Raw genomic sequence first — 12,468 nt, forward strand, 5'->3', positions numbered from 1 at the left:
TGGCGTTCAGAGTCCGAGCATTGCCTCGATCGGCCCCTTGGGCAGGGGGATCAGGAACCAGCGCTCAAGCGTCAGGTAGAAGAACGCCGGCACACCGACAGCCACCGCCAGCGAGAGCGGGAAGCCGTATTTGCCCAGCCAGGTCATGAACACGACGATCAGCAGGAATGACGGCAGGTAGATGCCGAGGAACGGGATCAGGGCGACATAGATCGTCGCCGGAATGAGCACCCGCAGCACCTGGCCAAGCTGGCCCCATTCGGCGAACAGGCCTGTGGCCTCCTCGCGAAATCCCAGGACAAGGTTGATCAGGCTGCAGATGCAGATGATGAGCCCGACATAGAAGGGAAAGAAGCCGGCCTCGGGGCCATCCGAACCCCAGCCGAAGCCGACGATGACGCTGCCATAGATTACGACGAGGCCGAACAGCATGGTCAGCAGTGCCGTGCCGATCTCGACGGCACGTTGCTTGGGTCCCGCTGCGGCTCCGTGATGAGCCTGTTCCATCAAGATTCTCCGAAAAATTCGCGCAAAAGACCGGCCGGCGGGACAACCCCGTCGGCGGCTCGTTCAGGCTGGATCGCTGTCGCTGTGGTCTCGCAGGCCCGGGGGCGGCCAGGCGGAGGACCCTTCGGTCCCCCGCCCTTCGCCGTGTTTCCACGATTGTCGCAGATTCCGCAGCCGACTAATGGCCGACTGTTCTCGGGCATGCGCGCCTGTTGGGGCGCATCAGTTGCCGGCGATGAAGCCCGCTTCCTGCATCAGACCCTTGTGGGTCGTCTCGGACTGCTCGAGCCAGGCCTTGAACTCGTCGCCGGCCATGAAGGTCTGGTTGAAGGCGCCGTCCTTCATGAGCTGCTTCCACTCGGGAGTCTCACGGACCTTCTTGAACAGCTCGACGAAGTAGGCGACCTGTTCGTCGGTCACGCCCGGGGGCATGAAGACGCCACGCAGCATCAGATATTCCACGTCGAGACCGGCCGACTTGCAGGTCGGCACCGAGGACCAGGACAGGTCGCCCTGGATCTTGTCGGTGTAGGGAAGCGGCTTGGAGTCGAACACGCAGAGCGGGCGCACCTTGTCGCCGCGCCACTGCGAGACGGCCTCGATCGGGTTGTTGACGGTCGAATTCACATGGCCGCCGACCAGCTGCACCGCGACCTCGCCGCCGCCCTTGTAGGGGATGTAGGTCAGCTTCTTGCCGAGCGCCTTCTGGATGGCGACGGTGATGATCTGGTCTTCCTGCTTGGAGCCCGTGCCACCCATCTTGAAGGTGTTGTCCGGGGCGGCCTTGATCGCGGCCTCATATTCCTGCGCGGTCTTGTAGGGCTCCTGGGCGTTCACCCAGAGCACGAACTCGTCCAGCGCCAGCATCGCGACCGGGGTCAGGTCCTTCCAGTTGAAGGGAATGCCTGTCGCGAGCGGGGTGGTGAACAGGTTGGAGAGCGAGATGACGATCTTGTGCGGATTGCCCTTGTTGCTCTTCACGTCGAGGAAGCCCTCGCCGCCGGCGCCGCCGGACTTGTTGATGACGACCAGCTGGGTCGACATCAGGTCATGCTTGGCGATGATGCCCTGGAGCGTGCGGGCCATCTGGTCGGCGCCGCCGCCGGTGCCGGCGGGCACGATGAATTCAACCGGCTTGGTGGGTTCCCAGGCGGCCGCGGCGGGCAGCATGGACAGGGCCGTCATGCCAAGAGCGGTCACGGCACCGAGGCCGAGAGCATGCAGATGTTTCATTTGGCGTTTCCTTCCCAAAGGGTTTGGCGAACGGCCGACTCATTGGCTGGTCGGCTCTTTGTTTGGGCCTCTCCTCGCGTCCTGGGGACGGGGCGAGACCTCGATAACCGGGGACTTTGTTGTGTCTCTCCGCCGGATATTCTGTGGAATAACTTGTACCAAGAATAAGCCGAAGCCAAGTGCTAATTCTAAAGTTCAATGTTGCGACGCAAGGTCAGCTGGTATTACGTATTATGATTATTATGTATCTGGCATACCGGCTTTGGTATACCTAATAATTCATAATGTGCGTCTGAATACGTTATTAATCAAACCATTGGCCCGAAAGCCTTTTTTCGCGGGCTTCTTCACCCGCACCGGCGCGCTGCCAGCCCTGCGAGCGCCCCGCAAACCGGCAGCGGCGGCTCTCGCACCGCGAGCATGCCGGTCCACGCGAATACATGAGCATACCCATTTCGCCCGATTTTGCCCCAAGCTCGCCCACTTTGTCGCCATATTGTTGCGGTGCAACACAGCGTTGCGGGAGCGGGCGGAGGATTTTCGGCGTTTCTGACCCGCGTCACCACCCGCCCTCGCACGGCAGATCGGGACAAGCCCGGCCCCTGCCACCCACGCCGGGTCGCGGCGCGGAATCGTTTTTGCTAGGAGTCACCCGAATGGCTCCCGTGCCGGCGACGGCGCGAAACGGAGCGACCCACCTCCCGTCCCGGCCACGGGACACCACGGAGACATTGTCCACATGACCAGCCGCGTGATTCCGGTGGCTCCCTTCACCCTCACCGTCTTCGGGGCGACCGGCGACCTTGCCCGCCGCAAGCTCATTCCGGCGCTCTTTCACCGCGACCTCGACGGCCAGATTCCCGACGATGCCACCATCATCGGCGTCTCGCGCCGCGCGCTGAGCGACGACCAGTTCCGTGCCTTCGCCCGCCAGGCCCTCAGCGACCATATCCCGGCGAGTGAGCTGGAAGGGCCGGAGGTCGACCGCTTCCTCGCCCGCCTCTCCTATGTCGCCGCCGATGCCGACGCCGATGGCGGCTGGCCGGAGCTGGCGCAGCGCGTCGAGGCCTTCCCGGAACATATCCCGGTCTATTATCTCGCCACGGCCCCGCATCTGTTCGGGCCGATCTGCGAGCGGCTGGGTAAATACGGGCTCTCCCGCAATGGCCGCGTCGTCATCGAGAAGCCGATCGGCAAGGACCTGAAGTCCGCCGTCGCGCTTAACGAGCAGATCGGCCGCATCTTCCCGGAAGACCGCGTCTATCGCATCGACCATTATCTGGGGAAGGAGACGGTGCAGAATCTGATGGCGCTGCGCTTCGCCAACGCCCTGTTCGAGCCGCTGTGGAACAACGCCCATATCGACCATGTGCAGATCACGGTGGCCGAGGCGCTCGGCGTCGAGGAGCGGGCCGGCTATTACGACACCGCCGGCGCGATGCGCGACATGGTGCAGAACCATATTCTCCAGCTGCTCTGCCTCGTCGCCATGGAGCCGCCCGCCTCGCTCGACGCCGATGCGGTGCGCGACGAGAAGCTGAAGGTGCTGCGCGCCCTCAAGCCGATTGACGACCAGAACATGGCGGCCGTCACCGTGCGCGGCCAGTACCGCGCTGGCGCCTCGGCCGGCGGGGCGGTGGCCGGCTATCTCGAGGAGCTCGGCTCCTCCACCAGCAGCACCGAGACCTTCGTCGCGGTGAAGGCGGAAGTGGAAAACTGGCGCTGGGCCGGCGTGCCGTTCTATCTGCGCACCGGCAAGCGGCTCGCTTCGCGCGTTTCCGAGATCGTGGTCGGCTTCAAGCCGGTGCCGCATTCGGTGTTCGACGCCAATGTCGGGCCGATCGAATCGAACCGGCTGGTCATCCGCCTGCAGCCGGACGAGGGCGTGAAGCTGTGGCTGATGATCAAGGATCCCGGCCCCGGCGGCATCCGCCTCACCCATGTGCCGCTCGACATGAGCTTCGCCAAGGCGTTCAAGGTCCGCAATCCAGATGCCTATGAGCGGCTGATCCTCGATGTGGTGCGCGGCAACCAGACCCTGTTCATGCGCCGCGACGAAGTCGAGGCCGCTTGGAAATGGGTGGACCCGATCCTGCAGGCCTGGCGCGGCGCCAAGGAACCGCCGCGGCCCTACACCGCCGGCACCTGGGGCCCCTCGGCCGCCATCGCCCTGATCGAGCGCGACGGCCGCACGTGGCTGGAGGACGGCGCCTGACGGCGCCTTGAGGCTGGAGGACGGCGCCTGACGGCGCATTGAGGCTGGAGGACGGCGCCTAAGGGCGCCTGCTGTGAGACGGCGCCCCGCCGGGACGTGTGGGCGCTCAATCAGACGTGTGGCGGCCGGCCTCCGGTCGTCGCACAACTGCCCTATACTCGGGACGGACGGCGCACCGCGTCGCCACGGGTAAAGGAGCCGGCTTTGGGCCGGCACGAGAGGGAGCACGCAGACGCATGCCGGAACTGCACGAATTGAAGGACAGCGCCGAGGTGGCGCGCGCCGTGGCTGATTTCGTCAGCGCGGCGCTGAGCGCGCGCGTCGCCCGCAGCGGCTATGCCAGTCTCGCCGTTTCCGGCGGGCGCACCCCCACCCGCTTCTTCGAGGAACTCTCCACCCGCGATCTACCCTGGAACAAGATCGCCATCACCCTGGTGGACGAGCGCTGGGTGCGCGAGACCTCGGACCGCTCCAACGCACGGCTGGTGCGCCAGCACCTGCTGCAGAACAAGGCGGCGGCGGCGATGTTCGTGCCGCTCGCCAATGACGCGCCGACACCGGAAGACGGCCTGTTCGCCGTCAACGAGGCGCTGGAGGAGATGTCCTGGCCGCTCGCCTGCGCCATTCTCGGCATGGGCGATGACGGCCACACCGCCTCGTTCTTCCCCGGCGGCGATCATCTGGAAGAGGCGATCGACCCCGACGCGGCGCTCGGCCTCATTCCGATGCGCGCGCCCGATGCCGGCGAGCCGCGCATCACCCTCACACTTCCGGTGCTGCTGGGCGCCGACGCGCTCGCTTTGCACATTGAGGGCGAGGCGAAGAAACCAGTGCTGGAAAAGGCGCTCGGCGAGGGCCCGGCGACCGAAATGCCGATCCGCGCCGTGCTGCGGGCCAAGCCCGGGCTCGACATCTTCTGGTGCCCCTGACACCGGCACGCCCCTCCGGCGACCCGCCCGGGCCGCCGGCCACCAATGAGCGGCCGGAATCGCCGGCCGCTGACGCTTCTGAGGAGAGCCGCATGGCCACTGCCATCCCGTCCAGCGTGAATGCCCGCATCGGCGAAGTCACGGAGCGCATCGCGCTGCGCTCGCGCGACGCCCGCGCGCGTTATCTGGAGCGGATCGCCCTGGCGGCCGAGCGCGGGCCGACCCGGTCAAAGCTCGGCTGCGCCAACCAGGCGCACGGCTTCGCCGCCTGCGGCCCCTCCGACAAGGCCATGCTGAGGCAGGGGTCGGGCGCCAATCTCGGCATCGTCACCGCCTATAACGACATGCTCTCCGCCCACCAGCCCTATGAGAGCTATCCCGAGTTGATCCGCAGCGCGGCGCGCCGCGCCGGCGGCACCGCACAGGTGGCCGGCGGCGTGCCCGCCATGTGCGACGGCGTCACCCAGGGCGAGGCCGGCATGGAATTGTCGCTGTTCTCGCGCGACGTGATCGCGCTCTCGACGGCGGTGGCCCTCTCGCACCAGACCTTCGACGCCGCCGTGTTTCTCGGCATCTGCGACAAGATCGTGCCCGGCCTCGTCATCGGCGCGCTGTCCTTCGGCCATCTGCCGGCGGTGTTCATCCCCGCCGGGCCGATGACCTCGGGCCTGCCGAACGACGAGAAGGCCAAGATCCGCCAGCTCTTCGCCGAGGGTAAGGTCGGCCGCGACGCGCTGATGGAGGCCGAGAGCCAGTCCTATCACGGGCCGGGCACCTGCACCTTCTACGGCACCGCCAACACCAACCAGATGATGATGGAGATCATGGGCCTGCATTTGCCCGGCGCCTCCTTCGTCAACCCCAACACGCCGCTGCGCGACGCACTGACCACGGCGGCGGCGGAGCGGGCGATGGCGATGACCGCGCTCGGCAACGACTATGTGCCGGTTGGCCGGATGCTGGACGAGAAGGCGTTCGTCAACGGCATTGTCGGCCTGCATGCCACCGGCGGCTCCACCAACCACACGCTGCACATCGTCGCCATGGCGGCAGCGGCGGGCATCCGCCTCAGCTGGGACGACTTCTCCGATCTCGCCGACGTCACCCCGCTGCTCTGCCGCGTCTATCCCAATGGCAAGGCGGACGTGAACCATTTCCACGCCGCCGGCGGCATGGGCTTTGTCATCGGCGAGCTTCTCGCCGACGGCAAGCTGCATGCCGATGTAGAAACCGTGTGGGGCGGCGGGCTCGACGCCTACACCCAGGAGCCGATGCTGAACCCGGACGGCACGCTCGGCTGGCGCGAAGGCACCACGGCGAGCGGCGACGAGGCGGTGCTGCGCGGCGCCAGGGCGCCGTTCCAGGAGACCGGCGGGCTGAAGCTGCTCGCCGGCGAGCTTGGCCGGGCTGTCATCAAGACCTCGGCCATCGCGCGCGAGCGCCACATCATCGAGGCCCCGGCCCGCGTCTTCCACAGCCAGGAGGAACTTCAGGCGGCGTTCAAGGCCGGCTCGCTCACCGGCGATTTCATCGCCGTGGTGCGTTTCCAGGGGCCGAAGGCCAATGGCATGCCGGAGCTGCACAAGCTGATGCCGCCGCTCGGCGTGTTGCAGGACCGGGGCCACAAGGTCGCACTCGTCACCGATGGGCGCCTGTCGGGTGCGTCCGGCAAGGTGCCGGCGGCCATCCATGTCACCCCGGAAGCCGCCGATGGCGGCGCCATCGCGCTGATCCGCAATGGCGACATGATACGGCTCGACGCCGTCAGCGGCACCCTGAAGGTTCTGGTCGAGCCGGAAATCTGGGCTGAGCGGGCGCCGGCCTCCGCCAATCTCGCCCCCTCGCATGTCGGCGTCGGGCGTGAGCTGTTCGCCGCCTTCCGCGCTGCCGTCGGCACGGCGGATACGGGCGCGAGCATCTTCGCGGTGTGAGCCGAAAAGCGTCATCCCGGATCGGCCCATGGCCGTCCGGGATCACGCATGACGGTTCAGTAAAGCGGGCCGATCTTGCCGAGCGGCAGCACGCCGAGCATCACCCGCCCATCGCGGAAGGCGAAGGGAAAGGAACTCGCCTTCTGGCCGTCCACCGTGGTCGGCATCCCCGCCATCATCATGGCGGGAGCGAGATTGGCCAGGAAATCGGGCATCAGCCCCGCCTCCGCCATCGCGGCGAACAGGGGCTGCGCCTTCACCACGGCGAGGTCGAGCCGGCCGTCTGGGCGGTGCTGCGCGTCGAGGCCAAGAGCGCCCGAGGCGCTGAGCGCGCCGCCGCCTCCGGTGATGCGTGCCAGCTCCAGGTTGACCCGCCCGCCGGCCTGCTGCCACAGCGCCAGCCGCTCGGCCGCCGCCATGGTGCGGAAGGGCGGCACCTGCGTCACGCTCGCCTGCACTTCGCCGTCGATCGACTTGGCGGCGATCGCCGCCGCCTGCGCCATCGCGACGCCTGATGTGCGCGCCTGCGGGGTGCTCAGCGCCATGCCGCTGGCGCCGGTGAAGCGCAAGGCGATGTCCAGCGTGCCCGAGGCCTCGCCGGGGTGGTGGCGCACATGCAGTTCCACATGGCGGGCGGAGAACACCGTCGTGCCGCCTTCAGCCAGCGTGTAGTCATTGGCGGCGATGGAGACGCGCTCGGCCTGCCCCTCGCGGCCGACGCCGCTCACCTGCAGCAGCGACCAGTTGGCGGTGATTTCGCGGCCGGTCGCGGTTTCCGTCAGCACGGAGGGCCCCTCGAACTCGGCGATGAGGTGGCGGGGATTCCACACCTGCGCCACCGCATGGGCGCGGCTCATGCGGGCGGTCCACGCGGTGGGGCCGGCGAAGGTCACGCTGGGCGCGGCGCAGATCAGCTCGAACCGGAAGGGAAAACCGCCGAATTCGCGGCTGGCGCAGTTCCACACCCGCCCCTCAGTAGCCTCGCGCGCGATCCAGGCATCGACCTCTGCCGCCGCGCGCTGGGCGCCCCAGTTCCAGGCGAACGACCAGCCGATGCCGAGCACGACCAGAAGCGCGAAAGGCAGCGCGATCAGCCAGCGGCGGCGCCGGGACGCGGCAGGATCGGGGGGGAGGTCGGACACGCTCATGCAGCAACTCCAGGGGTCTCGGGCGGCGCACGCTCTGCCGCCGATGCGGCAGGCTTAAGGCGAGGCGCCGGGCGGGGGTAGGCACGGGCGCCGGCAACCGCCTTCTCTTAGAGCATTTTCGAGCGAAGTGGGTTCCGGTCCGCGTGAAGAAAGGCGTAACGACAAAACCTGAAGCGCGTCCGGTGAACCCGCTTTCACCGGACGCGCTCCAGGACGAGCCCATGTCGCGCGCGCCCCTTGCGCCAGGCCGCCGGGTCGCGCAAGCACAAGTCTGTGCCGCCCTCGCCCGATTCCACCCTCGCAGGTGCCCGCCATGCCAGCCGTCGGCCTCCTCGCCCATCCTCCCGCGCCCGGCGAACCGCTCTGGGTGTTCGGCTATGGCTCGCTGATGTGGAATCCGGGCTTTGCCTATGAAGAACGGGTGCCGGGCAAGCTGATCGGCGCGCACCGTTCCTTCTGCGTCAAATCCGTGCATTGGCGGGGAACGCCGGAAAAGCCCGGCCTGGTGCTCGGCCTCGATCGCGGCGGCGCCTGCGTCGGCATCGCGTTCCGCGTGGCGCGGGATACGGCGGAGGCCACCCTCGCCTATCTGCGCGAGCGCGAGCAGGTGACGAACATCTATCGCGAGGCGGTGCGGCGGGTCTGGCTGAAAGATGGCAGCGGACGCGCCGTGCCGGCCGTGGTGTTTCTGGTCGATCGCGGCCATTCGCAATATGCCGGCCGCCTCAGCGCCGAGGAGCGGCTGCATCTGATCCGGCAGGGCCACGGCATAGGCGGGCCGAATGCCGATTATGTCACCGCCACCGCCCAGCATCTGGCCGAGCTCGGCATCCGGGATCCGGAACTGCGCTGGCTGGTGGAGCGGCTCTGAGCGCGTTGCCCGCGCCAGCCGCTCACATCGGGGCGAGCGCGCCGCTCTCGGCGTCGGGCAGAATGCGCAGGTGGATTTCCTGCGCCCCGGTGGCCATGGCGGCGCTGCGGGCCTTGGCCCCGGCCGGCCCGGTCCACACCGGAATGCGGCGCGTGCCCTCCATCCGCACCGCGATGGCGACGGCGGCGGGATAGTCTGGCGCCTCATCGGCGGCATAGACGGAATACATCTGCCGGCGGCCATCCGTGCCGCGCCAGAGACGGAAGCGCCGCGCCAGCAAACCGCTGGCGCTGAGCGGCCCGGCGTCCTCAAACGAATCAAAGCGGTGCGTGTCGCGTGTCATCATGGGAACAAATCTAGAACATCTGGTTGCGGCGTCAACTCTGCCTGTGGAGGAATCCGCGAAGATGCTGAAGGTTCCCTTGACAACCCCTCTCAAGGTGACGGCAGCCGCCCCGGCTCACGCAATTGCGATGTCACCGCCGGCCAGGCGCGCACCCCGAGCGAGGCGGCGAGGAACTTCACATATTCCACCGCCAGCAGCCGCAGGCTGGCGAGCGGCGCCGGGCCGCCCTCGGTCCGCCGGGGCACCACCGGATAAGGCACGAGGGTGATCCCCGCCGTGGTACGGCGCAGTTCCACCAGCGCGCGCGGCATGTGCCAGGCCGACGTCACCACCAGAAGCGAGTGGAAATGGTTGGCCCGCGCCCATTCCCCGGTCTCGATGGCGTTGCCCTGGGTGTTGAGTGCCGAGCGGCCCAGCTCGACGCAGCATTCCAGCGCCTCGCGCGTCGCCGGCACCGTCCGCACGATTTCGTCCAGCGTGGTGTCCGGGTGCACGCCGGTGATGAGCAGCCGCTTGCCCCGCCCTTCCAGCAGCAGGTTGGTGGCTTCGACAATGCGCTCGGACCCGCCGGTCAGCACCACGATGCCGTCGGCGCGCCGCCCGGACTGCGCTTCGCGCCCCTCGATCCCGGCGACGAAGAACGCGAAGCCGGCCAGCAGGGCGAGGCACGCCACCAGCGGCACGGCGGCGAGTATCCAGAGGAGGCGCCGCAGGCGGCGGCGGCGGGCCGGCCGGGCCGGCGCTGTCGCGGGATCGGTGGGGGAGAGGGTGGCCACGGCGGTGCCTAGCTGATGCCGCGCAAGGTGCGGTAGACGGTGAGGCGCGAGGTGAGCGTCGTCACCAGCGCCACCAGCACCGCGACCCCGACAATGCCGCCATAGCCGCGCGCATCAATGGTCATCGCCCCCACCAGCGTATCGATCTGCTGGTCGAAGCTCAGCCAGGACGGCAGGGTCGAGCCGAGGAAGAACAGCGCGATCGCCGCGCCGCCGCCAATGGCCGCGCCCTTGAGCCCGACGGTGAGGAAATGGCGCTGGAACTCCGAGACGATGAAGGTGTCCCGCGCTCCGACAAAATGCAGCACCTCCACCACGAAGCGGGCGGCGTCCACCGCCGCGCGGGTGGCCACCGTCACGCACAGCACGGTGGCGGCGGCGACCAGCGCCAGCACGGCGAGCCCGATCGCCATCGCCGTGCGCGTGGTGGTGGCCAGCCGCTCGGCCCAGACCCGGTGGTCGTCGAGCGTTGCGGAAGGCACCTGCCGGGCCAGCTCGGCGCGCAGGGCCGGCATCGTCTGCGCATCGGCCGTGCCGGCGAGCGTCACCGTGATCAGCCGGGGCACCGGCAAATTGGCAAGGTCCAGCCCGGTGCCGAGCCACGGCTCCAGCAGCTTGGACGTCGCGGCGGGGTCGAGCGCCTGCGCGTCGGCGACGCCGGGCGTCGCCTTGGCCAGTTCCACCGCCTTGGCGAGCGCGGCGTCGATATCGAGCCCGTCGCCCGGCTTGATCTCGATCGTCGCCTCGCGGGCGATGTCGGCGGTCCATTCCGCCGCGACATTGCTCACCGCCGAGACCGCGCCGATGGTGATGCCGGCCAGAAAGGTCATGATCGCGATCACCGCGATCAGCGCCCGCGCCGTCACCGTCGCGCTGGGCACGATCGGCCGCTGCGCCGCCGATTTGGTCGGCGGGTTCTGGCTGGCGCGGGCCGGGCCGGGCTTTGCCGCCGGCGCGGCACCGGCGGCGGCCGGGGCGCGCAAACGCCCGGCCATCGCCGCCAGCCGTCCCGAGGCGCTCGTTCGATGTTCAGTCATAGACGGTCAGGCGTCCCTGATTGATGACGAGCCGGCGCGCGTCGAACTGGTCCATCAGCCCGATGTCATGGGTGGCGATCAGAACCGAGGTGCCGCTCTTGTGCAGTTCGAGGAACAGGCGCAGCAAACGGCGCGCCAGGCTGGGATCGACATTGCCGGTCGGCTCGTCGGCCAGCAGGATTTCCGGCCGGCTGATCAGCGCCCTCGCGATGGCGGCGCGCTGCTTCTCGCCGCCTGAGAGCACGGGGGGGAGCACATGCATGCGCTCGCCCAGCCCCACCCAGTGCAGAAGCTCGGTCACTTCGGCGCGATAGGTCGCCTCCTCGCGCCCCTGCACCCGCAGCGGCAGGGCGACATTCTCATAGGTGCTGAGATGATCCAGCAGCCGGAAATCCTGGAACACGATGCCGATGCGCTGGCGCAGCGCCGCCGTCTCGTCGGGGGCGAGCTTGGCGGCATCGCGGCCGAAGACCGTGACAAGGCCGCGCGTCGGCCGCAGCGACAGGAACAGCAGCCGCAGCAGCGTGGTCTTGCCCGCACCGGAGGGGCCGGTGAGGAACTGGAAGGAATGCGGGGGAATGCCGAAAGTGACATCCCGCAGCACCTCCGGGCCCATGCCGTAGCGCAGGCCGACATTTTCGAAGCGAACCAAGACTCAATCCTTCGGCGGAGGGACCCCCGCTGATTCTGCTGCCGCGACCTCTAACATAGCGTGTGCGCGCCGTCGCAAAAGACGGGCATGCCGCACGGTAGCGGGAAACCCCGCTGGACGCGCGGGGGCGGCCCGTTCATCCTGCCGACAAAGCACAGGGTGCGCCAGCAGCGTGCGCCACCTGCCGCGCGAGAGGAAGCCGATGACGCAAGAAAATGCCGCCCCGACGACCACCGATGCAGGTCCCGCCTATCGCGATGCCCGGATCGAGGTGCTGTTCGACGCCGAGACCATCGCCGCCCGCAATCGGGAGCTGGTGGACGAGATCGTCGCGGCCGCGCCGGAAAAGCTGGTGGTCATCGCGGTGCTGAAGGGCAGCTTCGTCTTCGCCGCCGATCTCATCCGCGCCATGCACCATGCCGGGCTGGCGCCGGAGGTGGAGTTCATCACCCTGTCGAGCTATCGCGACGCGCGCGTTTCTTCCGGCCAGGTGACGGTGCTGCGCGACATCGAGACCGATGTGCGCGGGCGCGACGTGCTGCTGATCGACGACATTCTCGAATCCGGCCGCACCCTCGCCTTCGCCAAGGACCTGCTGGCGGCGCGCGGCGCCCGACGGGTGCTGGTCGCCGTGCTGCTGGAAAAGCCGCACAAGCGCGCGGTGCAGATCACAGCGGATTTCGTCGGCTTTGCCTGCCCGGACTATTTCGTCGTCGGCTATGGCATGGACGTCTCGCATGCGTTCCGCCAGCTGCCCTTCATCGGCTACATCCCCGACGCGGAGAAATAGCGACCGGCGGCCGCTCGCAGCTCCGCCCCCGCA

At 68.3% G+C, this 12,468-nt stretch carries 12 protein-coding genes; 5 read left to right on the forward strand and 7 right to left on the reverse strand.

Annotated features, from left to right (window positions below; translation table 11 throughout):
* Positions 1 to 6: 6 nt before the first annotated feature.
* Together A3M1_RS0106435 and A3M1_RS0106440 are read right to left on the reverse strand one after the other, a co-directional pair.
* Positions 7 to 507, reverse strand: a complete 501-nt coding sequence (locus tag A3M1_RS0106435; RefSeq protein WP_018388134.1) for a tripartite tricarboxylate transporter TctB family protein — start codon at positions 505 to 507, stop codon at positions 7 to 9.
* Between the two features lie 222 nt (positions 508 to 729).
* A complete protein-coding gene (locus tag A3M1_RS0106440) occupies positions 730 to 1,740 on the reverse strand; it encodes a tripartite tricarboxylate transporter substrate binding protein (RefSeq protein WP_018388135.1) in 1,011 nt (336 codons plus the stop codon).
* A 739-nt stretch (positions 1,741 to 2,479) separates the two neighbouring features.
* Here A3M1_RS0106440 and zwf point away from each other — a divergent pair.
* From zwf to edd, 3 genes are all read left to right on the forward strand, one after another.
* Complete coding sequence (zwf, locus tag A3M1_RS0106445; protein WP_018388136.1) at positions 2,480 to 3,955, forward strand: glucose-6-phosphate dehydrogenase; 1,476 nt, start codon at positions 2,480 to 2,482, stop codon at positions 3,953 to 3,955.
* Between the two features lie 236 nt (positions 3,956 to 4,191).
* Positions 4,192 to 4,884 (forward strand): 6-phosphogluconolactonase, encoded by a 693-nt coding sequence (gene pgl / locus A3M1_RS0106450; RefSeq protein ID WP_018388137.1) that lies wholly within the window; start codon positions 4,192 to 4,194, stop codon positions 4,882 to 4,884.
* A gap of 92 nt (positions 4,885 to 4,976) precedes the next feature.
* Positions 4,977 to 6,815, forward strand: coding sequence for a phosphogluconate dehydratase (gene edd / locus A3M1_RS0106455; RefSeq protein WP_018388138.1), 1,839 nt, complete (start codon positions 4,977 to 4,979; stop codon positions 6,813 to 6,815).
* 56 nt (positions 6,816 to 6,871) lie between these two features.
* On the opposite strand, the gene A3M1_RS0106460 is transcribed toward edd, so the two are convergent.
* Positions 6,872 to 7,963, reverse strand: coding sequence for a DUF2125 domain-containing protein (locus A3M1_RS0106460; RefSeq protein ID WP_018388139.1), 1,092 nt, complete (start codon positions 7,961 to 7,963; stop codon positions 6,872 to 6,874).
* A 313-nt stretch (positions 7,964 to 8,276) separates the two neighbouring features.
* Between A3M1_RS0106460 and A3M1_RS0106465 the strand changes: the two genes are divergently transcribed.
* On the forward strand, positions 8,277 to 8,834 hold the full coding sequence (locus tag A3M1_RS0106465; protein WP_018388140.1) for a gamma-glutamylcyclotransferase: 558 nt from the start codon (positions 8,277 to 8,279) through the stop codon (positions 8,832 to 8,834).
* Positions 8,835 to 8,856: 22 nt separating this feature from the next.
* On the opposite strand, the gene A3M1_RS0106470 is transcribed toward A3M1_RS0106465, so the two are convergent.
* The 4 genes from A3M1_RS0106470 to ftsE form a co-directional block, all read right to left on the reverse strand.
* Entirely contained in the window at positions 8,857 to 9,180 is a 324-nt protein-coding gene (locus tag A3M1_RS0106470) for a hypothetical protein (RefSeq protein WP_018388141.1), read from the reverse strand.
* 89 nt (positions 9,181 to 9,269) lie between these two features.
* A complete protein-coding gene (locus A3M1_RS0106475) occupies positions 9,270 to 9,956 on the reverse strand; it encodes a YdcF family protein (protein ID WP_018388142.1) in 687 nt (228 codons plus the stop codon).
* 8 nt (positions 9,957 to 9,964) lie between these two features.
* On the reverse strand, positions 9,965 to 10,993 hold the full coding sequence (locus A3M1_RS0106480) for an ABC transporter permease (RefSeq protein WP_245261592.1): 1,029 nt from the start codon (positions 10,991 to 10,993) through the stop codon (positions 9,965 to 9,967).
* Positions 10,986 to 11,645, reverse strand: a complete 660-nt coding sequence (ftsE, locus tag A3M1_RS0106485; RefSeq protein ID WP_018388144.1) for a cell division ATP-binding protein FtsE — start codon at positions 11,643 to 11,645, stop codon at positions 10,986 to 10,988. The genes A3M1_RS0106480 and ftsE overlap by 8 nt, the downstream gene beginning before the upstream one ends.
* 202 nt (positions 11,646 to 11,847) lie before the next feature.
* On the opposite strand from ftsE, the gene hpt reads away from it, so the two are divergent.
* A complete protein-coding gene (gene hpt, locus A3M1_RS0106490; RefSeq protein WP_018388145.1) occupies positions 11,848 to 12,435 on the forward strand; it encodes a hypoxanthine phosphoribosyltransferase in 588 nt (195 codons plus the stop codon).
* The last annotated feature ends 33 nt before the right edge of the window (positions 12,436 to 12,468 follow it).

This window comes from Ancylobacter sp. FA202, from assembly GCF_000380205.1.
In the GTDB taxonomy this organism is placed as follows: Bacteria; Pseudomonadota; Alphaproteobacteria; order Rhizobiales; family Xanthobacteraceae; genus Ancylobacter.